Here is a 21,829-nt window from a genome sequence, read left to right as displayed (position 1 = left end):
TTAGGTAGATTGATTGGTTAATATACCTGAACCTTGTCCCGCAGAAGCATCCGGGGATGCAGGTTTGGGTTCGGTTTTGCCATAACGGATAAAGATCCATACCCCGAAAATGATGACCACGCCCGCAGACATTTGCAGTGCGCTGAGCGATTCGCCGAGCAGCATCCATGCCAGCAACGAAGAGAATACGGGTTCCCCGAGCACGCCCATGGATACCGTGGTGGCATTCATGTATTTCAGCAGCCAGTTGAACAAGTAATGCCCAAAGAGCGTAGGCACGATGGCAAGCAGCAGAAAGATGCCCCACTCGCTGGCGGCATAACCGCCAAACGCATGTCCGTTGGCCAGATTATAAATCGCCAGGGAGCTTGCGGCAACGAAAAACACCCAGAAATTATACGAAAAAGCGCTCAGCCCGGAACGCAACGATTGTCCCAGCAGCATATGAATCGCTACGGCAATCGTGCCGAGCAAGGATAGGAAATCTCCTTTCAGCGCCGTTCCGGACACCTGGAAATCGCCTGCGCCGATTGCAATCGACCCGAGCAGGGCAATGCCCATGCCGATGAGCATCATGCGATTGACTTTAGCTTGGAACAGCCACACCGAGCCGGCCAGAATGAGAATGGGCTCCAGAGCCAGAATGACGGTGGAGCTGGCAACGCTCGTCAGTCGAAGCGAGCCCATCCAGAGCAAGAAGTGCAGGGCAAGCATGACTCCGGAAGCAAGCAGCAGCAGCCACTGCCTGAATTTCAGGCCAAGCATCTCATGCCTGTATTTCCACACAAAGGGAAGCATCAGCAGGTTGGTCAGATACAGTCTGTACATGGCAATCACGGCCACGTCGGCCGAGGACCAGCGCACAAAAATGGAAGAAAACGAGATGGCGATTATGCCGAGAAAAAACAGCAGGAAGATGGGCTTCCCGGCACGGTTCAAGCTTGTCATGAATGTAACTCCTTCTTGTTGTCAATTGCCTAAATCAATTCATTATACAGTGGAATGCCGTACAGGAAAAGAATCCGGAAAAATAAATAAGCAGATTGTAACCGGCCTTGTAACTTTTCTGTCATTCACCGCGTCTTCTTTTCTATTAATCTTCTATATAGAGACAAGAACCGATATAATATACCAATAATCGTGAAAAAATGAAGTTAAGGAAGTGGCCGGGAAGTGGGATTTCAACAACAGACAGCGAGAGAGAATGGAACTTTTTCAAGTAGAACAAGCCGAGTAAAGACGCATAAACGAAGACGCATCCGATACGGCAGAGTGATCACGGCAGTCATGCTATTGGCTGTGTTCGTGCTCGGAGTAACCTACATATTTGCCGGAATGACCGATTGGGTTAAAAGTTACATGGCACCGCCGCCGACGGCAGCTATCGAACAGCCTGCACGGCTGGGTATGATGGAAATGACTTCAGGCACCAAAGAGGAGCCTACCCGGTTTCTCGGGCAGGTGCGCAAGGTGGTATACATAACGTTCGACGACGGGCCAAGCGAATATACGGACACTCTTCTTAACATTTTGAAGCAGCATGAAGCGAAGGCAACCTTTTTCATGATCGGAAGCCAGCTGAACCAGCATAAATCGGCGGTGAAACGTCTTGTGGAAGAAGGCAGCTATCCGGGGCTTCACAGCATGACGCACAACTATAAAAAGCTCTACAAGAGCGGCAGCTCCGCGAACTTTGTGAAGGAGTTCCAGAAGGAGCAGAAGATGGTGAAGGACATCGTCGGGTTCACGCCGGACTTGATTCGAGCGCCATATGGAAGCAGCCCGCAAATCGGGGAAACCTTCCGCGGAGACATTGCCGCGGCCGGATTCAGAATGTGGGATTGGACGGTAGATTCGCTCGATTGGAACCTGCCCGGCCAGCCCGATAAAATCGTGGAACGCGTGCGCAGCTCCGTGCACCGGGACAGGGAAGTGATCCTGATGCACGAGCGTGAACAAACGGTACAGGCGTTGCCGCGCATTCTGAAATTGCTGGAGAATAAAGGGTACGAGTTCGAAGTATACGATCCGAATGCGCATTTCACGGCCAATTTCAGCGGGGACACACGTTTGTGACATCCATGACGGACCTGTAGATCGAGAGAGGAGAGACGAAAGTGGCCAGAAAAGGAAGGGCGCTTCTTGTTGTTGCGAGCATGCTGCTGCTGATGATGGTGGTCAGTGCCTGCGGCGAGCCGCAAGAACCGGCAGCGAATCAAATCAATCAGCTGGTGCTGGGCGACCAGCAGATCAACGAGAGCTTAAAAGAGATTGCCCGTCATGAACGGGAGGATCTGGAGTTATATGCAACGATTCTGCAGAAGGGCAAGAACAAAAACAGCAATCTGGAAGTCTTGCTGGATCAGGCGCAGGATCATGTGGATCAGCGCAGGGAACTGCTGGATCAGGCCATGGCGGTGATGGAGCAGACGAAGCAGCAGCTGGATGGGCTGCGGGAATCCATTGGAGAGCTTTCCTTTGAAAAAGAGGAAACACTTGCCCAGGCGCAAGCGGTGCTGGAGCGTTATGAGACCAGAGCAGGCACATTTGAGGAATATGTCGCGGCGTACCAACAAAGCCTGGATGCCGACCAGCAGCTATACGATATGATGCGCAAGAAGGCAGAGCCCAATTTGGTGAAGATTAAACGGGCCATCCGATTGCGCAATAGCGAGTACGGCAAGCTGGCAGAGTTAAGGGAACAATTCAACCAGCAAACGAAAGCGTTCAATAACGCCAACGCCAAGCTGGTCAACATGGAACAGCCAAGCTAGCGTATGCCGATCAGGATGCTGACGGCTCGTGATTGATCCCTCATCCAGCGGTGTAAGTTACTATAAGAGCATTTTGCATTCTCCAGACAGCCGATTAGACGTCAGCAACATGGACAAGCAGCGATGCGTATAAGCTAACGGAGGTGTTGATATGGGAGCAAAAATGAAACTTGGTGCATCATTGGTCGTTTTGATGATGGGTTTTTCGCTGGTGGCCTGTGGCAACAGTCCTGCCATGCAGCCGCCCGCAAACGATACGAAAGAGCAGCAGCCGGCACCGGAGCAGCCGCAAGAACAAGAAAGTGCTGTGATTGAGGCAGAAGGCATTTTGACGGGATGGGCCGATCCGCATACGGTCGAGATTCGCGTGAACGGGGAGGCCATGGCTTTCCAGGTGGGCGAGGACGTGCAGAAGTTGTTCGACGATATCGATGATGAAGACAAGGTGCATTTTAAATATGTTGAAAAAACGTTCGAAGGCGATGCTTCGACCAAACAGCTCGTGCTGAAGGATATCACCAAAATCAATACAGACGATGAGGCAACCGCTGGCGGAACGGATGGCGGCACAGGCGCGAACCGGGCCGGGAAAGCAGAGCTTGAAGTCACGGTTGAAGGCATGACGGAAAAGCGCCCGGTTACTTTGACGAGAGGCGACGGATACTCGCTCTACGTGTTCGAACCGATGGCGTTTAACGCGAGCAAGAATGCATTAACGATGAAGATCGATCCCGAATACGTCGTAAACATTGAAAAGCTGCCTGCGGATTTTAATCTGGATCAACTGGCAATGGATGCAAAGGAAGAGCTGTCGGAGACGGGGGAAGTCAGAGAGCTGAGCAAAGAAGAGCTGGCGAAGGGCCCAATGGCCGATGCCCGTCTCTACATGATGGCCCAGAATGAGCATAAATCGCAGTATTTTATCGTGAAGGAACTTGACGGCCATGGATTCGTTTTCCGAATCGATGCACCGGTAGGCGAGCCGTCCGAAGGCTTCCTGCCTATGGCATATGCTTCGCTGAACTCCATCAAGAACGATGCCGAGATCGCCAAATAATCGTAAAAAACCGGAAGGAACGATGCATCGCGCATGGAATCCTTCCGGTTTTCTTGCGTATTTCTTAATTCTTAAGCATGTCATTAGCGCTGATATGGCACGTATCGTAAAAGTTTCGGAGGCCGCATTAGCGCTATGCCCTTTACATGATAGCAGTGAACCGGATACACTTATGTCCAGCTGTATTTTATGGGATTTTTTTTGAGTCAAAGAGCCCGCTGGGCAAATCAACACGATTCGACATTTTACAATAAAAAAGAAGCTTTGTTCATGGATTGTCGATTCGACCCTTCAATCCTGGCAGCTGACAGTAACAAAGGAGGTGCTTGACATGCTGCAAAAGGATCGTTTCGCAGGTTGTCTGATCGGACTGGCTGCGGGAGATGCGCTCGGCACGACGGTGGAGTTCAGCAAGCCTGGTACATTCGAACCGATGACCGACATGGTTGGCGGGGGCGTATTTGGTTTGAAAGCAGGCGAATGGACGGATGATACGTCGATGGCGTTGTGTCTGGCAGAGAGTCTGATTCGAAAAGAAAGCTTCGACCCTGCAGACCAGATGCGCAGGTATACGAATTGGTACAAAGTCGGTTACATGAGCAGCACGGGCACCTGCTTCGACATAGGCGGGGCTACCCGAAATGCGCTGCACCGTTTCGAGTTGACCGGCGAGCCTTACAGCGGGTCGACGGACCCGATGACGGCAGGCAACGGTTCCATCATGCGTCTGGCTCCGGTTGCGATGGCGTACGCGCACGTACCGGAGGATGCCGTGCATTATGCGGGGCTGAGTTCACGCACGACGCATGCCGCTGCCGAGAGCGTGGAAGCGTGCGAACTGCTCGCCGCCATCCTGGTCGCCGGCATTCGAGGGGCGGACAAGCAGCAGATGCTGCATGCGGAGACGGGGCATCGCTGGCGGGCAGGTCGCCCTTATGTGCCAGCCATCGAAGAGATTGTCCAAGGCTCGTACCGTCATAAGGAGCCTCCGCAGATTCAAGGCAGCGGGTATGTCGTTCGTTCGCTCGAAGCGGCGCTCTGGGCGTTTGACCGATCCGATTCTTTTGAAGAGGGAGCGCTGCTCGCCGTCAATCTCGGCGACGATGCGGATACGACGGGCGCCGTATACGGCCAGATTGCAGGCGCCTATTACGGTGTGGAAGGCATCCCGCAGCGCTGGCGCGAGCAGCTGGCCATGAAAGATACGCTGCATGACCTGATACAGGGTTTATGGAAGAAGCATGGGAACACATAGAGAGACAGACAAGCGGGATGGGAGAAGAGAACATCATATGAAAAACACGGCTTCAACAGCTTCAAGAAAAGGCTCCGGCAAACAGCGGGCGTTTCCGTTATCGCTGTTATGTTTGACGATCGGCGCTTTTGCCATCGGCATGACCGAATTTATCATCATGGGGCTGCTGCCCAATGTGGCGCAGGATTTGGGCGTAAGCATTCCGCAAGCAGGCCAGCTGATCACCGGGTACGCGCTTGGCGTTGCGGTCGGAGCTCCTTTGCTTACCGTATTCACGCATAAAATTCAGCAGAAAAAACTGCTGGTGCTGCTGATGTGCATTTTCATCGCAGGCAATGCATTATCCGTGGTTGCGCCAACGTACGGATTGTTGATTTCGGCCCGGATCTTGACTGCTTTCGCCCACGGCACATTTCTGGGCGTTGGCTCGCTGATGGCTACGCGCCTGGTTGCTCCCGAGAGGAGGGCGGCAGCGGTGTCGGTCGTGCTGGCAGGGCTCACGATCGCCAACATCGTCGGCGTTCCTTTTGGCACATTCATCGGCCAGCAGCTGGGATGGCGCGCCTCATTCGGCGCAATCACGATTCTCGGCATCGTGTCGCTGCTCGGGATTATTCGTTTCATTCCCGTGCTTGAGCAGGGGGCACCGGCAAATCTGGGGCAGCAGTTCCGCAATCTGGTTCGTCCGCAGGTACTGCTTGGACTGTTGGTCGGCGCGCTCGGCACCGGCAGCCTGTTCGTGGTCTTTACTTACATTACGCCGCTCCTGACTGACATTAGCGGGTTTGCCGAACAGAGCGTGACATGGATCCTGGTGCTGTTCGGCGTCGGAGTTACGCTGGGCAACATCGTTGGCGGCCGTTTGGCAGACTGGAAGCTTATGCCGTCCTTGGTCGTCAACTTCGGCGTGTTGGCCGCGATCCTTGCTCTGTTAACGTTGACGCTCGGCAATCCGATTTTGGGGGTTGCGACCGTTTTCTGTTGGGGCGTCGCTGCTTTTGGCATCATGCCTGGACTGCAGATTCGCATCATGAACATGACTCGCGAAGCTCCGCTCCTGGCGACCACGTCCAGCCACTCGGCTTTCAATCTTGGAAACGCTGGCGGCGCGTACCTTGGCGGGCTGGCGATCACGCATACGGGACTGATCTCGGTTCCGCTCTATGGGGCAGCGATTGCCGCCCTCGGGCTGCTCGGACTGCTGCTTAGCGTGGCCACTGAGCGCAAAAAAGGGCTTCCGGAAACGGCAGACGGGACGGAGACGGTGCCTGTCCACTAAATTTGTGTACGGCATGACATAGAGGCGAGTTTGAGCATACCCGGTATTCCTCAGCATAACATCTGATTCTATGGCAAAACCTCCGTTACCACGGGTCTTCGTGGAGCGGAGGTTTTGTCGTTTAGTTCTTTTGTTTATAAAATTCGTGATAAAGCTTCATTAACGCCCGTTTCTCGATGCGGGAGACGTAAGAACGGGAGATGCCCAGTTCCTTGGCGATTTCGCGCTGGGTGCGCTCCTCGCCGCCTGCTTCGAGGCCGAAACGGCCAATCACGACTTCTTTTTCACGGTCATCGAGAATGTCCAGGTTGCGATAAATTTTGCTTTTCTCGATTTTTAGCTGCACCTTGTCAACGACGTCGTCGGCTTCGCTTCCGAGGATATCAATTAAGGTGATTTCATTGCCTTCTTTATCGGTACCGATCGGATCATGAAGGGAAACGTCCTTGCGGGTTTTCTTTAACGAACGAAGGTGCATCAGAATTTCGTTTTCGATGCAGCGGGCTGCGAATGTAGCCAGTTTGGTCCCTTTGCCTTGCTGGAAGCTTTCGATCGCCTTGATCAAACCGATGGTGCCGATGGAGATGAGATCTTCCAGGTCTTCGCCGGTATTGTCGAATTTCTTCACAATGTGCGCGACGAGGCGCAAATTGTGTTCGATCAGCAGATTGCGGGAGTGGGCGTTGCCTTCAGCCATGAGGCGCAAATGCTTGGCTTCCTCGTCCTCGGCGAGGGGCTGGGGGAAGGCGTTGTTTTTGACATACGATACAAGCAGCGTTAACTCTTTGATAAACAGGGCAATGGCAGTAAATAATCCGGGCACGGGTGACACCTCCTGCAGTTTTACAACGATCTGGCCTGAGCATGTGAAGGAACAGGGTCGATCTATTGTATGTAGGCGGTTGCCCAGAAGTGCATGTACGCCGCAAAAAGGAGCGGATTCGCTTGCAAGAAGGCTTAAACTGAATTTGAATATTAAAAATGGGATGTCTGTTAGGACGGTGCGAGCATGAAAAAAATGATAGGTATTCCGCCTCTTTTATTATATGATAATGGATAAACTATTTTACAACCAAGAGAGCATGTACAGAAAGAAAGAGAGAGAGTAGTGATTGCAACCATGCAGGAAGAAACGTTAACGAGAGGATTAAAAAACAGGCATGTCCAGCTCATGGCGATTGGGGGTGCAATCGGAACGGGGCTCTTTCTCGGGGCCGGGAAAACGATCCAGCTTACGGGGCCTTCCATTCTGTTCGCCTACATCATCACAGGCATCGTATTGTTTTTCGTGATGCGGGCGCTGGGTGAGCTGTTATTGAGCAATTTGCAGTATCATTCCTTCGTGGATTTCGTGCGTGATTACCTGGGAAATACGGCCGCGTTCGTTACGGGATGGACGTATTGGTTCTGCTGGGTATCCATCGCGATGGCGGACATTACGGCGGTGGGGCTGTATACGCAATTCTGGTTTCCGGAAGTTCCCCAATGGATGCCGGGACTCATCGGGCTTGTGATTCTGCTGCTGATGAACCTGGCTACCGTAAAACTGTTCGGGGAAATGGAATTCTGGTTTGCGCTTGTCAAGGTGCTGGCGATCGTTGCGCTGATCGTCGTCGGTCTTTACATGATCATTCAGGGTTTCACCACGGACAAAGGGGCCGCGAGCTTTACCAATCTGTGGGCTCACGGCGGATGGTTCCCGCATGGGGCGCATGGCTTCCTGTTGTCGTTCCAAATGGTCGTTTTTGCGTTTGTTGGCATGGAGCTTGTCGGCCTGACGGCAGGAGAGACCCGTGACCCGCAGAAGGTCATTCCGAAGGCAATCAATCAGATTCCGATCCGGGTGCTCATCTTCTACGTGGGTGCGCTGCTGATTATCATGAGCATCTATCCTTGGAACGCGATCGTACCGAGCGAGAGTCCTTTTGTGCAAGTGTTCGCCGCAGTGGGGATTGCAGCCGCCGCAGGCGTGGTTAACTTCGTCGTGCTGACGTCGGCAGCCTCGGCATGCAACAGCGCCATCTTCAGTACAAGCCGCATGATCTATTCGATGGCCAAAGACGGCAATGCTCCGCGTATGACGGGCCGTCTGAATGGACGGAAGATCCCGTCCAATGCCTTATTTTTCTCCACCTCCGTCATTTTGATCGCGATTGTCCTGAACTATATTATGCCCGAAGGGGTATTCACGCTGGTGACGAGTGTTTCCACCGTATGTTTTATTTTCGTATGGGGGATCATGGTCATTTGCCATTGGAAATACCGCCGTACCCGGCCAGAGCTGGCCAGGAACAATCCGTTCAGATTGCCGCTGTACCCGTTCTCCAATATCGTCATCCTGGCATTTCTGGCGTTTGTGCTGGTCATTCTGGCATTGGCGGACGATACGCGAACGGCATTGTTTGTCACGCCAGTGTGGTTTGTCCTTCTTCTCGGCATCTATGCTTTCCGAATGCGTAATGGGAAGGCAAGACGCTGATCGGATAAGATCGGATTCCGGGGTTTGAAATGAAAGAAAGAGCAAGGGGAATTGCGTTTCCTCTTGCTCTTTTTGATGACTGCATGCCAAGATCGATTATTTGATCGGATTTGCGTCCATTTCCTGTTTCAGCTTCTCGATGCCGTCGAAAATTTGATAGCCGTAACCCCAGAACTGGCTGAAGTCGGTGACGTAGATTTGTTTGTTTTTGATGGCATTCATGCTTTGGAACGCCGGGTTTGCGTACAGATTGTTGACCAGCTTGTCCAAATCCGGGGAACCGGCATAACCGGACAGCAGCAGGTAATCCGGGTTGGCGGTGATCAGCTGCTCCACGCTCACTTCGCCTTGTACCCCGTCAAATGTGTTTTTCAGCTTCAACAGGCTGAGCGCGTCCAACTGATACGTGTCGTTTGCCATGCTGCTCACCGTAACGGAATCTTCGGTCGCCGGAACGATATAAGCAAATGTGCGTTCAGGCTGAGCGGCCACGCCGGCTTTGATCGCTTCGGCGCGGGCTTTCAGGCTGTCCGTGAACTCTTGCGCCTTGGCTTGTACGTCAAAGATTTGGCCGAGCTGCTTGATGTCGTTGTACAGGCTGTCGAGTGTTCCTTTGTGGTTGGTTGTTTGCAGGAATGTGCGAATGTTCATTTCGTTCAGACCATCCACCGTACCTACGCCCCAATCGGCATCTGCGAACAGGTCGCCGCGACCCAGGACGAGATCCGGGTTGGCCCCGACAACGAGCTCTTTGCCGACATAGTCCTTGGACAATACCGGAATTTTCGCAAATTCGTCCGCCACGTCAGGGGTAACCGTGCCGTACAGGGCGGCGACGCCGACCATTTTATCGGTCAAGCCTAGCTTGATCAGCATTTCGGCTGCCGATTGGGTGTTGGCCACGACGCGTTCAGGCGCTTTTTCGAACGTTTGGGATTTCGGCTTCCATTCGCCGCCTTCGCCGGAGATCGTGAAGTTTTCAATGGTGAGCGGATAGGTCGTTTTGCCAACCGTTTCCGTTGTTGTTTCGGTTGGCGTTGCTGTGGCGGAAGAAGCTGCCGTGTCGGCGTCTTTTTCGGTGGTGCTGGTGGATGCTGCATTGGAGCATGCCGCGAGCAGGACAAGCATAAGACTCAAGCAGAGCAGCGCCGTTTTTCTGAATACAATGTTCGACATTGGATGATCCCCTTTTCTTTTTTTGAATTGACAAAGATAATCATTCTCAATTATAATCCGAGAAAATGCGTTGTAAAGAGGAAAATGCAGCGTTATTGATTTTGGAAGTCAAATGTATTCATATCTAACGGAATGATGGGGGAAAAGATGGGACAGACAGTTCAGGTTCATGCACCGCAAGCGGGGAAAAGAAAGTCTTTGATCCACAGTCGTGCAGGCTTTGCTCTGCTGATTGCAGCATTGCTGGTTTTGACGCTCATTTCGGTAGGCATTGCAGTGTCCATTGGTCAGGTGGGTATTCCGCTAACCGAGTCTTACCGAATTTTATGGTACAAATTGACGGGATTCCAGTGGGGAGCGACGCCTGTTGAAGCGGGATCATTTACCGATATTATTTGGCAGATCCGTTTCCCGCGCGTGCTGATGGCAATGTTCATCGGTGCCGGTCTTGCGCTGTGCGGTACGGTGATGCAGGCTGCCGTGCAGAATCCGCTTGCCGACCCGTATATTTTGGGCATCTCCTCCGGTGCTTCCTTGGGAGCGACCTTTGCGATTCTGATCGGTTTTGGCGCGGCAGGTTGGCTGGGTCAGACGGGTGTAGCTTTTTGGGCCTTTGCCGGTGCTATGGGGGCCTCGCTATTGGTTCTCGCTCTTGCGGGCATCCGGGGCAAAATGACATCGGTCAAGCTGGTGCTTGCCGGGATGGTCATTAACGCGCTTTGTACCGCCTTTTCCAACTTTATTATTTATTTTGCCAACAATGCCGAGGGCATCAAAACGGTCACCTTCTGGACGATGGGCAGCCTTGCCGCTTCCGGCTGGAACAAACTGCCGTTAATTGCAACCGTTGTGCTGGCAGGCATTCTGTTCTTCCTGCTGCAGTCCCGCGTGCTTAACACCATGCTGCTTGGCGATGAAGCAGCCGTGACGCTGGGCATCAACCTTAGCGTATTCCGCCGGATCTATATGCTGCTGACCGCCCTGGTGACAGGGGTTATGGTGGCAAGCTGCGGCATGATCGGTTTTGTCGGATTGATCATTCCGCATATCGTGAGGGGCCTCGTCGGTTCGGATCACCGGAAAGTCATGCCGGTATCGATCCTGTTCGGGTCGCTCTTCCTGATCTGGACGGACGTCATTGCGCGCTCGCTGATTTCCAGCGTAGAGCTGCCGATCGGAATCATCACGGCCATGATCGGTGCGCCGATGTTTATGTATATGCTGGTCAAAAAAGGATACGGCTTTGGAGGAAAGTAAAATGAAACTGAACGTTGAAAATGTATCCATCTCGGTGCTGAACACCGACATCATCCGCAACATTTCGCTGCAGGTCAACGGCAAACAATTCGTCGGCCTGATCGGCCCGAACGGCTGCGGAAAGTCCACCTTGCTCAAGAGCATATACAAGGTGATCAAGCCGCAGCAGGGCAGCGTTTTTCTGGACGACATGGACATTCTGAAATCAAGCCCAAAGGCCGTATCCCGACATATGGGCGTGGTAGGCCAGTTCAATGAGCTGAGCTTTGATTTTACGGTGCGCGAAATGGTCATGATGGGGCGAACCCCGCATAAACGGTTGCTTGAAACCGACAATGATCAGGATTACGAAATTGTGGAGCAGGCCCTAGCCAAGGTGAATTTGACCGGACATGCGGATCGCAATTACATTTCCTTGTCCGGCGGAGAGAAGCAGCGCGTGGTGCTTGCCCGCGTACTGGCGCAGCAGCCCGAATTTCTTATTTTGGACGAACCGACGAACCATCTGGACATCAAATACCAGCTGCAGATCCTGAACACGGTCCGCGAGCTGGGCATCGGCATTTTGGCTGCGCTGCATGACCTTGAACTGGCGGCAGAATACTGCGACTACCTCTACGTAGTGAAGAAGGGGCAGATCGTGGTGCATGGGAAGCCGGCAGATATTCTCACCCGCGAAATGATTGGAGAAGTGTTCGACGTCGACTGCGAAATCTATCAAAACCCGGTTACGGGCGGGCTTGGTATTGCGTATCTTAACGCGCGCTAATACACGATAAAGAGGGAGTCCGGAAAGAGAGGGATAGCGTGAAATACACGGTGGAGCATACACCTGTTGCCAAAGCCATCAAAGAACGCCGGTCAATCCGGCAGTTCAAAAGTGATCCCGTATCCCAGGACATGCTGCTTTCCTTGCTCGATACGGCCAATTGGGCACCTACGCATGGATTGCGCGAACCCTGGCGATATATTCAGTTTTCGGGCGATTCCCGCCATATTTTCACGGAAGCCGTGCTGGATGCATTATCCGCGGACGACCGCAGAAGGGTGGAAGAGTCGCGAAGAGCCGAGTACATGACGATTCCCGTTCACCTGGTGGTTGTGATGAAAGAGGACTCGCGTCCGAAACAATGGATCGAAGACTTCGGCGCAGTGTGCAGCTGGGTGCAATGCTTTCAGTTGGCTGCGTGGGAACAGGGGCTTGGCGTCGTATGGAAAACGAATGCTTATCAGTTCGCGCCTTCGTTCCGCGAGATGGCGGGCGTTCAGCCCGGAGAACGGGTCGTCGGCGTGCTGCATATCGGTTATCCGGAGGTTGTACCCAAGCCGCGTCCAAGAACGGCAGCCGAAGAGAAGCTTACCATTTACAATTAGGTCCGTAGCCCGTGAGGTTTCGGAGGGGGGGTTGCTATAAGCAGCGTGGAATAGCATGGATCATTTCCAAGCCATTGGGATGGCTAGAAGTGGTCTTTTTTTGTTTTTGTACGCATAATATATGTCGTCTATACTCGCTTAAAAATATTTCACCAACTTACTTGACAATACTCAGTGAAGAAATTATAATCACTTACATAAAGTAACTTAAATTGAGCACACGACATTAAGAGGACACGATCCGTAAGGAGAATTGCCTTTTCCATGTAGTGATCAATGAAGGAAGTCAGCAGGATGAACAGAGCCGCATTGATTTGTAGGTCAATAATAAAATACCTGTAATATGGATTGGATGGATGAAAGATGGGTTTCTTGAAAAAAATATTTGGACAAACGTCCGAGGAGGAAGTAACCATGACTAAATTGAACATCGGAATCATTTTGGGAAGCACTCGCGAAGGCCGCGTTAGCCCGCAGGTAGGGGCATGGGTCAAAGAAATTGCAGACAAACGTGGAGATGCCAATTATGAAATCGTGGATATCTCGGATTACCAATTGCCATTCCTTGGCACAACCGACGGTTCAGAACCGGGCATCGCAGCATGGAACCAAAAGCTCAACGAGCTGGATGGATTTGTGTTCATCGTGCAAGAGTATAACCACAGCATTACCGGTGCATTGAAAAACGCCCTGGATTTCGCGCGCGAAGCATGGAACAACAAAGCGGCGGGGATCGTAAGTTACGGTTCGACGGGCGGTGCGCGTGCGGCTGAACATCTGCGCGGCATTATGGGCGAACTGTTGATCGCCGACGTGCGGGTACACCCGACACTGTCTTTGTTCACGGATTTCGAGAACGGAGCCTTCAAACCGCAGGCGCTGCACCTGGATAATGTGAATGCCATGCTGGACCAAGTGAATGCTTGGAGCGGCGCTTTAAAAACATTAAGATAATGTACCTAACTGAAAACTGACGTCGGTAATCACCGGCGTCAGTTTTTTATTTGGGAGCCGCCGCAGGCGATCTGTTCATCATAACGATTATTGCAGTTTGGGATCGATCGGTATGGTGTGACCGCCCGTGCCGACTTCCTCGAAAATATCCGTGGAGTTACCGTTTTCGGGCAAAGGACCGAGGGGGTGTTTTGGCTGCACATCGCTGGATGCTTCGTTGGCCGCTGCCTTGACTCCCGCATGCTGGGCATCCAGGAGCATTTTGCCGTTCAGCAGTTCTTCCAGTTCCCCGATCGTTACGGGACGCGCATGGCGTTTCAATACGTAGCCCAATTGACCATTGGGCTCGACTGTAGCCGATTCCAGATCACTGATGCTCGAAATGCCATTTTGCCGCAGCTGCATCTCCAAGTGGTCCACGGTGTAACGCATGCGTTTCAGGTTGGGGATAATCACCTTTCCGTCTTCTACCACCATTTTGGAACTTCCACTCATGAGCCGCTCGAAAATATTGAATTTCAGCTGAAGCTGCTCGACCACGAGCAAAATCGCAATAAAAACCGCCGCTGATCCAATCGCTTTGCCGAGTTCGTGATTCGCAATGGGCTGTACGATCGTGGTTCCGATCGAGATCATGATGACCGTCGTGGCGACGCTCATTTGCGAGATGGATTTGCGTCCCGCAATCCGCAGCAGAATGATGCCCGTCAGCGCAAGCAAGATGGATTTCCATATCCAGTCCATGAGCAGCCTTCCTTTCTGTACGGTCCTGTTCTTTTTTTAGTCTTCTCGCGGTATGGGTGAATTATGCAGTTCTATCCCCGAAAGGAAGGGGGCGAGGAAAAAAGTCCCAAGTGATAAAAAGGACCATTATCCTAGATTCCAGGATGCGGGAATGACCGATATTAATATAAGGTAGCCTTTCCAACCAATGAGGAGTGATGCAAGATAGATACGATGTATTCGAACATGATCCAAGAACTTCTTTCCGGGGAAGATTCTGAAGACGTGATTCAACAAGTAACGGAAATGGCCCAGAACAAGGACATTTCTCCATTAAATGTACTATTTGAACTGCTGAAAACAACGGAAAACGACAGATTGCGAAACGAAATCGCCATTGCATTATCCTCACTTGATCAACAGGATTATATTTTACATATAGAATACATCATTCCATATATCGGTGATCCCGCTCTGGAAGTGAGCGCACAGGCATTGATGTTGTTGGAGCAAATCAAGGACAGGCTATCCGACCAACAAATCCAGAGCTGCCTGGAAAGCTTGGAATGCCAGATCAAACATAATGAAAATAAGCTTTTGGTCGTTGCCTCGGAAATATTAAAGGGATGAAGATAACCGTCATACATAGGAAAAAGATGAAACAACGGCTTTCATTCCGTCCTTCCGATCGTTTACAATAGGTTATTGAATGTATTGAATGCAGTAAACCGAGGAGCGGTAAAGGGATATGGCAAAGCAGAAATATTATGTCGTTTGGGAAGGCAAGAAACCCGGCGTATATAGCACTTGGGCCGAATGCAAGGCTCAGACCGATCAATATGCAGGTGCAAAATACAAGTCATACGAATCCAAAGCAGCGGCAGAGCAGGCTTACCATGCAGGCTGGAAAGGCAATTGGGGCTCCGGCGCTGCCGGTTCGGGCGCTTCGTCCAAAGCCCGCTCGGGCAGCGCCGGACGGAGTGCAGGGATGGAAACGTCAGAAACCGTCGATTACGACAGCATCTCGGTGGATGTGGGTACCCGCGGCAACCCGGGGCCGGTGGAATACAAGGGCGTGGATACCAAGACGGGAGAGATTCTGTTCTCGGTGGGCCCGATTAACAAGGGAACGAACAATTTGGGAGAATTTTTGGCCATCGTGCATGCCTTGGCATACCTCAAACAAAGAGGAAGCAGCAAGACGGTATACTCTGATTCCGTCAATGCCATGAAATGGCTGAAGCAGAAAAAGGTATCCACGACGTTGCCGCGCGATGCTTCAACGGAAGAAATCTGGCTGATGATCGACCGTGCGGAGCGGTGGCTGCAGACGAATACGTACCCCAACAAGGTATTGAAATGGCAAACGAAGGAATGGGGCGAAATCAAGGCGGATTACGGACGTAAATAAGGCCGGCATGCTCCATTTTCCAAAAGGAACGATATAACAAAAAAAACAGCAGTCCGTTGCAGAAACGGCTGCTGTTTTTTTAAACCTATTGTACAGCTGGCAATGTGTACTGGGACAACTTAAAGAAATCTTTTACCTCATACAAGTAGCCATTCCCCGCATAGTAATATTCTGATGTTTCTTCGTCATAAGGGAGATGATAGATCGTTTTCAACGTGGCAGGGTCCAAGACACTCTTGTACTCGTTCTCGTTGATTAACAATTGATGGTCGATCGTTTTATGGACGACCTGCATCGGATCGGTCAGTTTCATGGATTTTTTAAGAAGCAATCCTTTGGCGCCGTATACCTTCATTTCTCCGTTCTCATACACCACATAGTTCTTTCCTACGGACTGAACCGTGGCATTCCCGGCGATGCTGCGGACCCATAATGTTTTTCCTTTAGCATTGAGAGCAATTAACTGGTTCCCCTTGGAAGGCACGTTCATGCGGAGAAGGAGATCGCTGCTATTATAAACCCAGGAAAATCCCGCAACATCAATATACGCATTGCTAGGTGGTGTATATGTAAACTGCTTGTTCAATTTGGAGCCGTAGACGTCAATCTTTGATTTAACCAAACCTCCAACCTGTGAAACCAGATATGTCCCGTCCACTACGCTGTACTGATCCCCGAGAGCCCGCTCCGACAGCTTTTTCCCGTTTGTGCCGTAGGCGTAGGCCCATGGGACAAATTTTCCATTGGCATCCCGTTTGCTGGGGTTGATCAATATAATGGTTCCATCGTTCATCACAACAAGTTCATTGGCTGCAGGTACAGGCAGCATCCAATTCAGTTTACCGGACGAATTGACCGAATATAGCTTTGTACCCCTGCCATCTTCTACGAGGGCATATACGGAGCCTTTAGCGCTATAAGCCATTTTGGTACTCCAAGGATAGGCCATCCCTTTTTTATAAAAAGGATAAGACCACTTTTCTTTTCCCGTTGTTCGATCGACGGCTGAAACGATCCCCACTTCCCATATCTTGGTTTCCGATTGGACGGATGATGTTGAATGAATGTATACCGTATTGGTATTTGGCACGTGATAAGGTGCTTGGGGAAATCCGTATGCTTCAGATGCTAACGTTTTTCCCCAATTGGGCTTGGGCAATGATGATCCGGCGGATGCAGATGCTGGCCCACTTAAGGATAGGACTGCAGCTAATCCTGCCATCAACATGAAATACAACCATTTTCCTTTACGCATAGTACTCCTCCTTGGATTTAATTTTGGTTATTTTTACCTCGATAAGTATAATGCCGGAAGCGAGGAAAAGAAACAGCGAAAAGGAGCTTAACGAAAACAAAGCCTTTTTTTCTTATAAAAAGGGGTGAAATCCCGTCCATATCGCAAATTAAGGGGCCATAATGACGTAAAAACAACGTCTGCAATAATCGTTATTTACATTTTCCAGTTTCCAATTTATAATCAGTTCCAAATGATAGTTACATGCGAGGGAGCTTGTCACTGACGGGCTTTTTTCTATGTCAAGAAGAATGGCATTATATTGCAGGAGGCAGACATGAGTTCCATTTATAGAAGTGAAGAAGGAAAGAGCAGCATTCTGGAGGAATACGAGGCCTGTTTGGGGCAGCTCGGCGGGGATATTCGGCGGGAGTACGTGGACACGCGCTTCGGCAAAACCCATGTGTTATTGACTGGACCGGAGGATGGCAAACCGCTGTTTATTTTGCAAGGCGGCAATTGCGTGAATCCGATGACGTTGGCATGGTTCTCTTCGTTGTTCGGCGATTACCGGATTATTGCTCCAGACACGATCGGACATCCAGGCTACAGTGAGGAAGCGCGAATCTCTGCGAGGTTTGACAGCTTTGCGATGTGGGCTGCCGATCTGCTGGACCATTACGAGATCCCAAAAAGCGCGTTTATCGGGGCTTCTTTTGGCGGCGGCATCGTACTGAGGCTGGCTACGTACATTCCGGACCGGATCGCCTGCTCTGTGTTGGTCATGCCTGCGGGAATTGCTGCCGGTTCAAAGATCAAAATGGCGCAAGACGTCATCCTTCCGTTCTTCAAATACAAAATGACTTCTTCTGCCGCTTCACTGCAAAAGATCGCGGATAACGTGTCCTGTGGCTGCATGAAAGAATCGGATAAAAATATCGTCGGCAAAATATTCAAACACGTCAGTTTGGAGCAGGATCTGCCCAAGCTGACGGAGAAGGAAGAACTAAAGGATTATGCAGCGCCCACTCTGCTGCTGGCAGGGGAAAGAGACATCTTTTTCCCGGCAGACAGACTGGTGGAACGTGCGCGGGAGATTATTCCGAACGTACGGACGATCACGTATGATACGGGCCATTATCCATCCCAGGAAGCGCTGGTGCAAATGAATAAGGACATCGGTCAGTTTCTTCGGGAGAACTATGGATCATAGCATCCAGCTGTAAAAGTAAATTTAAAGGACGGGTGTTGGGACCGAAGTGACCTGATGCCATTCGGTAGTTCAACCATGTTAAAACGACGGGATTTAAGCCTTGAACAGCAGGACCGTGTTTCAAAGTGCATCGTTTGGGGTAAACCATGGGATTACGTTTCCAGCTGGATCCCTGTGGGTGCTTCAAATGGTGCACATGAAACCGGTTGTGCAGGAATAGCTTGAAAAGAGGTAAGTCATGCGAAAAGGCAACGAAAAAGACGCGCTGCAGCGCAACACCGTTTTGAACAATACATATCAGGTAAGACGGGTGATCGCCCGAAGCGAACTGACCATCGTATATGCCGGAAGAGATCGGTCCACGGGTGCCAAGGTTGTCGTCAAAGAGTTTTTTCCACGAAGATTGGCGGGCCGCAAGTCGGATCACAAAAGCGCATATTGCGCTTCGCGGGGATATGGCGGGCAATATCGGGAGCTTCTCGCTGCGTTTATGCTGGAAGGTGAACTGCTGTCGGCACTGGATCATCCACACATCGTTCGGCATGTGGACCATTTTGAAGCCAATGACACAGGGTATGTGATCATGGAGTATTGCGACGGCGTGCCGATGAATGACTACCTGAAGGAGCATAACCACCGGCTTGATGCCGACTTTATCGGCACGACGCTGCTGCCGCTGGTGGATACGATCGAATACGTGCATAAGCAGGGCATCCTTCATCGGGATATCAAACCGACCAACATTATGGTGCTGGAAGACGGCACGCCAAAGCTGATCGATTTCGGCTCTGCCGTGCGCTGTCCGGTGGACGCCGGGCAGAAGCAAACGATTTTTACATCAGCAGGGTATTCGCCGCTTGAGTTTTATTCCGAGAAATCGGTGCAAGGACCGACCTCGGATCTGTATAGTTTGGCAGCCTTGTTGTATTATTGGACGTGCGGCCAGCCGCCGACGGATGTAAAACAGCGTTTGTTCCGGGATGAACTGCTCGCGGTTCGTGCCTATAACGAGTATGTAACCCGATGGCTTTCTTCCGTCATTCGCTGGGGGTTGACGGTCCGTTCCGAGAAACGCTGCTCTTCCCTAAGCTGGATCAAACGCGCCCTTCAGCTTCAGGCCATGGTGTGGAAAGTGCGCAAACCGGGGAATGTGGAATGGGCCGAGTCGGATCAGGAGCATACGCAAGTGTACGAAGCCCGAACCGGCTCCAAGCATGAAACAGCATGAACGAAAACTCAAAAAGCCGGCCTCGCCTTATAGCGGCAAGGCACTCTTCATTGAATTGAAAACAATGGGAGTGCCTTGCGCGCAAGGCGAAGTCGGCTTTCTTTTTTACATCGCCGATGTTCCGGACTTCTGATGCGGTTCTCTGGATTGCCCTACATAAATGTTAGTGCTCGGCTTGATTGCTTTGTACCTAATTTCGATTTCGGTAACGCCGTCTTCAAACGTGATATACAATTTATCATTGTATTCCAGTGCAGCGGTTTGTTTGCGTTGAATTGGCGTCCGGCCCCGAACCACGGTACAATTGGTGTCGTGTCTGACCAGCAGCGTTTCTTTTTTACCTGCTTCCAGCCAGATTCGTCCGGATTCCGGCACCTTGATGCCGATGTCCATCCGGTCGAACAACTCCCCAAGATTCACTTTGCGGCGGTCAATCGAGGTCAGCGGCCAATGGGTAACCGGAATGTCCTCCCCGCTTGCCGTTGCGAGAAAATATCCTTCCAATCTGCCGCGGAACGCGGGCTTCGGTTTCAGCACGAACCAATACAGCGCGAACAGTCCGCACGCAACAACGATAGCCAGCCCCGAATACAGCATCAGTTTCTCGCGGAAGGAATGAACCTGAAGCGAAATCTCCGCCGTGGTGCTTGCTCCTTCGGGGTCTGTTGCCGTAATCTGGATGGTGGAATTTCCTGTACGAAGGGACGACAACTGCAATAGATTTCCGTTAATCGAAGCTCTCTCGAACTTGCCGTTGTCACCTTCAACGAGCTGGTAGGTAAGAGGGTCCTTATTGGCGTCTTCAAAATAAGCATTCAGATCAACGAGCGCGTCGCCATCATCCTTCGACAAGTCCATGATTTTCCCCGTTGCGGCAGGAGCCTGATTCGTAATATCCACCTTGACTGGCGTGATCTCCCTGTAGAAATCAGGTCCATCGATTCGCACACCCCATGTATACAAACCCGATTGGGCAAACACATACTCCCCTGTAAAACCTTTTCCGGTATTTTTCAAAGGAACGCGCTCCGTGTTTCCCTTCAATGGTGTAATGACCAGTTCGGCTTTGAGGCCTTTGTACACGTTCAAATCTTCAATCGGTTTGGATTCCGCAGTCTGGTCATGCAGTGCCGCTTCAAAGGTGATCGTTGTGCCTTTCGCCGGCTTCTCCGTTGCCATGGCGGCTGCTGCGGACAAGTTATAGTTGCCCAGCAAGTTGATTTTAACCAAATCGCCGCTGCGCCCCTTGAATTTCAGTTTGAACTGTCCCTTGACCGGCCGAATAATCTTCATCAGGGCGTATTTGTCCGATCGGATGAAGCTGACGTTGCTGGACTGGTAATACAGCTGGGCCTCCGAAACGGCATGGTCAGAGAGCATGATGATATTGGCGTCGGCCATGCTTGAATTCGGAATATCCACCGTGACCTCCTGCATCGCCCCGGTGGCGGTAACCGCAGCGACCGATACCAGAACGGATTGAATCTGATCCGCGAAGATCCGATTGAAGATTTCGGGCAGATCGTCCGCGCTGCCGGTAATGTATGATGAACCGCCCGTCTCGGAAGCGATGCGTTCAAGCTCTGCCGGATCGACCGTGCCATCCCCGTTCAGCCCGACCGTGTATATCGGGTAGCCGGCCTTTTGGGCCATTTCGATCACGTTGTCCACATCCTTGGAAGAATCGGAGACCGTTCGGTTCGTGGACCCGCGCAAATCCGTTTCGCCATCGGAAAGCAAGATCATGAACGGTTTGCGCTGATCATCGCCCGATTGGGCAAGGAGACTCGCACCGCGTCGCAATCCAAGTCCCAGATCCGTATAACCGGAACGTTTCAGACCGTCAATGCGGCCCCGAAGAGCGTTCCGGGCTCCGGAAGAGGAGATATCCGTTAACGGTATGGAGGAAGTGACCCTGTCGTTATAAGCGACAAAGCCCAGCCTTGTCTTGGGTCCGCTGCTCATGTCCATAAACATATGGATGACTTCTTCGGCAATGCGATCCTTGTCGGTCTCATTCATGGAATAGCTGACATCCAGTACAAACATGGCATCGAGGCCCTGATATGACTGGGTCTTGACTGCCGAAGCGGCAGAAGCTCGATCCGAATGAAATGGAGGCAAAATCAGGGGGATGAAGAGCATGATCATCATCCATAGTTTGAGTGTTTTTCGTTTCATGAGAGGCATTTGAAGCTCCTTTCTGGTCGAGTACATGATTGTTTCAAGCTATATAGACCGCACTAATCATTCACACTAGGGCACTGCGAGTGCAGTACCATCTTCCGATCGCTGTTATCCCCAGATTTTTGGGATTCCCCTTTTCTAAGGGGGAAAATCCGGTGAACAGCCTATGCTTCCGATGCAGCTTTCTTTCAGAAAGCTTTTAGCGAACGCTTTGCTTCTCCAGATTGG

General features: G+C 51.4%; 22 protein-coding genes. 16 read left to right on the top strand and 6 right to left on the bottom strand.

Annotated elements, in window-relative coordinates:
• Window positions 1-939 (bottom strand): DMT family transporter, encoded by a 939-nt coding sequence (locus tag SNR34_RS23280; RefSeq protein ID WP_486182506.1) that lies wholly within the window; start codon window positions 937-939, stop codon window positions 1-3.
• A 234-nt stretch (window positions 940-1,173) separates the two neighbouring features.
• On the opposite strand from SNR34_RS23280, the gene SNR34_RS23275 reads away from it, so the two are divergent.
• The 5 genes from SNR34_RS23275 (at window position 1,174) to SNR34_RS23255 (ending at window position 6,365) form a co-directional block, all read left to right on the top strand.
• Window positions 1,174-2,076 carry a polysaccharide deacetylase family protein gene (locus SNR34_RS23275; RefSeq protein ID WP_486180266.1) on the top strand — a complete coding sequence of 301 codons (903 nt, stop codon included), beginning with the start codon at window positions 1,174-1,176 and terminating at the stop codon, window positions 2,074-2,076.
• 41 nt (window positions 2,077-2,117) lie between these two features.
• The gene (locus tag SNR34_RS23270) at window positions 2,118-2,774 is read left to right on the top strand and encodes a YkyA family protein (RefSeq protein ID WP_486180265.1); all 657 of its coding nucleotides are present in this window, start codon (window positions 2,118-2,120) and stop codon (window positions 2,772-2,774) included.
• 151 nt (window positions 2,775-2,925) lie between these two features.
• Window positions 2,926-3,831, top strand: coding sequence for a hypothetical protein (locus SNR34_RS23265; protein ID WP_486180264.1), 906 nt, complete (start codon window positions 2,926-2,928; stop codon window positions 3,829-3,831).
• Between the two features lie 331 nt (window positions 3,832-4,162).
• Window positions 4,163-5,086 (top strand): ADP-ribosylglycohydrolase family protein, encoded by a 924-nt coding sequence (locus SNR34_RS23260; protein WP_236421125.1) that lies wholly within the window; start codon window positions 4,163-4,165, stop codon window positions 5,084-5,086.
• Between the two features lie 37 nt (window positions 5,087-5,123).
• Window positions 5,124-6,365, top strand: coding sequence for an MFS transporter (locus SNR34_RS23255; protein WP_343262678.1), 1,242 nt, complete (start codon window positions 5,124-5,126; stop codon window positions 6,363-6,365).
• A gap of 121 nt (window positions 6,366-6,486) precedes the next feature.
• On the opposite strand, the gene sigK is transcribed toward SNR34_RS23255, so the two are convergent.
• Window positions 6,487-7,188 carry an RNA polymerase sporulation sigma factor SigK gene (sigK, locus tag SNR34_RS23250; RefSeq protein ID WP_236421123.1) on the bottom strand — a complete coding sequence of 234 codons (702 nt, stop codon included), beginning with the start codon at window positions 7,186-7,188 and terminating at the stop codon, window positions 6,487-6,489.
• 297 nt (window positions 7,189-7,485) lie between these two features.
• On the opposite strand from sigK, the gene SNR34_RS23245 reads away from it, so the two are divergent.
• Window positions 7,486-8,844 (top strand): amino acid permease, encoded by a 1,359-nt coding sequence (locus SNR34_RS23245; RefSeq protein WP_236421142.1) that lies wholly within the window; start codon window positions 7,486-7,488, stop codon window positions 8,842-8,844.
• 96 nt (window positions 8,845-8,940) lie between these two features.
• Here SNR34_RS23245 and SNR34_RS23240 read toward each other — a convergent pair whose 3' ends face one another.
• On the bottom strand, window positions 8,941-10,020 hold the full coding sequence (locus SNR34_RS23240; protein ID WP_486180263.1) for an ABC transporter substrate-binding protein: 1,080 nt from the start codon (window positions 10,018-10,020) through the stop codon (window positions 8,941-8,943).
• 147 nt (window positions 10,021-10,167) lie between these two features.
• Between SNR34_RS23240 and SNR34_RS23235 the strand changes: the two genes are divergently transcribed.
• The 4 genes from SNR34_RS23235 (at window position 10,168) to SNR34_RS23220 (ending at window position 13,605) form a co-directional block, all read left to right on the top strand.
• Window positions 10,168-11,277, top strand: a complete 1,110-nt coding sequence (locus SNR34_RS23235) for a FecCD family ABC transporter permease (RefSeq protein WP_339273939.1) — start codon at window positions 10,168-10,170, stop codon at window positions 11,275-11,277.
• Window position 11,278: 1 nt separating this feature from the next.
• Complete coding sequence (locus SNR34_RS23230; RefSeq protein ID WP_236421120.1) at window positions 11,279-12,046, top strand: ABC transporter ATP-binding protein; 768 nt, start codon at window positions 11,279-11,281, stop codon at window positions 12,044-12,046.
• A gap of 38 nt (window positions 12,047-12,084) precedes the next feature.
• A complete protein-coding gene (locus SNR34_RS23225; protein WP_339273937.1) occupies window positions 12,085-12,651 on the top strand; it encodes a nitroreductase family protein in 567 nt (188 codons plus the stop codon).
• Window positions 12,652-13,014: 363 nt separating this feature from the next.
• Window positions 13,015-13,605: an NADPH-dependent FMN reductase gene (locus SNR34_RS23220; RefSeq protein WP_339273936.1), complete on the top strand. Its 591-nt coding sequence runs from the start codon at window positions 13,015-13,017 to the stop codon at window positions 13,603-13,605.
• 87 nt (window positions 13,606-13,692) lie between these two features.
• Here SNR34_RS23220 and SNR34_RS23215 read toward each other — a convergent pair whose 3' ends face one another.
• Window positions 13,693-14,349: a DUF421 domain-containing protein gene (locus SNR34_RS23215; RefSeq protein WP_236421116.1), complete on the bottom strand. Its 657-nt coding sequence runs from the start codon at window positions 14,347-14,349 to the stop codon at window positions 13,693-13,695.
• A gap of 225 nt (window positions 14,350-14,574) precedes the next feature.
• Here SNR34_RS23215 and SNR34_RS23210 point away from each other — a divergent pair, with 225 nt between their 5' ends.
• Window positions 14,575-14,958 carry a hypothetical protein gene (locus tag SNR34_RS23210; RefSeq protein WP_339273935.1) on the top strand — a complete coding sequence of 128 codons (384 nt, stop codon included), beginning with the start codon at window positions 14,575-14,577 and terminating at the stop codon, window positions 14,956-14,958.
• A gap of 118 nt (window positions 14,959-15,076) precedes the next feature.
• Window positions 15,077-15,739 (top strand): ribonuclease H, encoded by a 663-nt coding sequence (gene rnhA, locus SNR34_RS23205; protein WP_339273934.1) that lies wholly within the window; start codon window positions 15,077-15,079, stop codon window positions 15,737-15,739.
• An 85-nt stretch (window positions 15,740-15,824) separates the two neighbouring features.
• On the opposite strand, the gene SNR34_RS23200 is transcribed toward rnhA, so the two are convergent.
• Complete coding sequence (locus SNR34_RS23200; protein ID WP_339278458.1) at window positions 15,825-16,829, bottom strand: outer membrane protein assembly factor BamB family protein; 1,005 nt, start codon at window positions 16,827-16,829, stop codon at window positions 15,825-15,827.
• A gap of 55 nt (window positions 16,830-16,884) precedes the next feature.
• On the opposite strand from SNR34_RS23200, the gene SNR34_RS23195 reads away from it, so the two are divergent.
• From SNR34_RS23195 to SNR34_RS23180, 4 genes are all read left to right on the top strand, one after another.
• Window positions 16,885-17,085, top strand: a complete 201-nt coding sequence (locus SNR34_RS23195; protein WP_486180262.1) for a hypothetical protein — start codon at window positions 16,885-16,887, stop codon at window positions 17,083-17,085.
• A gap of 225 nt (window positions 17,086-17,310) precedes the next feature.
• A complete protein-coding gene (locus SNR34_RS23190) occupies window positions 17,311-18,186 on the top strand; it encodes an alpha/beta fold hydrolase (RefSeq protein WP_236421112.1) in 876 nt (291 codons plus the stop codon).
• A 238-nt stretch (window positions 18,187-18,424) separates the two neighbouring features.
• Entirely contained in the window at window positions 18,425-19,414 is a 990-nt protein-coding gene (locus SNR34_RS23185) for a serine/threonine protein kinase (protein ID WP_236421111.1), read from the top strand.
• Window positions 19,401-19,547: a hypothetical protein gene (locus tag SNR34_RS23180; protein ID WP_486180261.1), complete on the top strand. Its 147-nt coding sequence runs from the start codon at window positions 19,401-19,403 to the stop codon at window positions 19,545-19,547. Before SNR34_RS23185 ends, SNR34_RS23180 begins: the two co-directional genes overlap by 14 nt.
• Here SNR34_RS23180 and SNR34_RS23175 read toward each other — a convergent pair.
• The gene (locus tag SNR34_RS23175; RefSeq protein ID WP_486180260.1) at window positions 19,520-21,595 is read right to left on the bottom strand and encodes a vWA domain-containing protein; all 2,076 of its coding nucleotides are present in this window, start codon (window positions 21,593-21,595) and stop codon (window positions 19,520-19,522) included. The genes SNR34_RS23180 and SNR34_RS23175 overlap by 28 nt on opposite strands.
• Window positions 21,596-21,829: the final 234 nt, after the last annotated feature.

Source organism: Paenibacillus sp. XP01, assembly GCF_057364885.1.
Note: the sequence above shows the minus strand (reverse complement) of the source record. Positions and strands in the feature narration are given on the sequence as shown.

What these genes read in the sequence shown, in the direction of transcription:
- SNR34_RS23265 (WP_486180264.1), top strand. Translation starts at nt 2,926, where the DNA reads ATGGGAGCAAAAATGAAACTTGGTGCATCATTGGTCGTTTTGATGATG.
- SNR34_RS23260 (WP_236421125.1), top strand. Translation starts at nt 4,163, where the DNA reads ATGCTGCAAAAGGATCGTTTCGCAGGTTGTCTGATCGGACTGGCTGCG.
- SNR34_RS23255 (WP_343262678.1), top strand. Translation starts at nt 5,124, where the DNA reads ATGAAAAACACGGCTTCAACAGCTTCAAGAAAAGGCTCCGGCAAACAG.
- SNR34_RS23245 (WP_236421142.1), top strand. Translation starts at nt 7,486, where the DNA reads ATGCAGGAAGAAACGTTAACGAGAGGATTAAAAAACAGGCATGTCCAG.
- SNR34_RS23240 (WP_486180263.1), bottom strand. Translation starts at nt 10,020, where the DNA reads ATGTCGAACATTGTATTCAGAAAAACGGCGCTGCTCTGCTTGAGTCTT.
- SNR34_RS23235 (WP_339273939.1), top strand. Translation starts at nt 10,168, where the DNA reads ATGGGACAGACAGTTCAGGTTCATGCACCGCAAGCGGGGAAAAGAAAG.
- SNR34_RS23230 (WP_236421120.1), top strand. Translation starts at nt 11,279, where the DNA reads ATGAAACTGAACGTTGAAAATGTATCCATCTCGGTGCTGAACACCGAC.
- SNR34_RS23220 (WP_339273936.1), top strand. Translation starts at nt 13,015, where the DNA reads ATGGGTTTCTTGAAAAAAATATTTGGACAAACGTCCGAGGAGGAAGTA.
- SNR34_RS23215 (WP_236421116.1), bottom strand. Translation starts at nt 14,349, where the DNA reads ATGGACTGGATATGGAAATCCATCTTGCTTGCGCTGACGGGCATCATT.
- SNR34_RS23210 (WP_339273935.1), top strand. Translation starts at nt 14,575, where the DNA reads ATGATCCAAGAACTTCTTTCCGGGGAAGATTCTGAAGACGTGATTCAA.
- rnhA (WP_339273934.1), top strand. Translation starts at nt 15,077, where the DNA reads ATGGCAAAGCAGAAATATTATGTCGTTTGGGAAGGCAAGAAACCCGGC.
- SNR34_RS23190 (WP_236421112.1), top strand. Translation starts at nt 17,311, where the DNA reads ATGAGTTCCATTTATAGAAGTGAAGAAGGAAAGAGCAGCATTCTGGAG.
- SNR34_RS23185 (WP_236421111.1), top strand. Translation starts at nt 18,425, where the DNA reads ATGCGAAAAGGCAACGAAAAAGACGCGCTGCAGCGCAACACCGTTTTG.
- SNR34_RS23180 (WP_486180261.1), top strand. Translation starts at nt 19,401, where the DNA reads ATGAAACAGCATGAACGAAAACTCAAAAAGCCGGCCTCGCCTTATAGC.
- SNR34_RS23175 (WP_486180260.1), bottom strand. Translation starts at nt 21,595, where the DNA reads ATGAAACGAAAAACACTCAAACTATGGATGATGATCATGCTCTTCATC.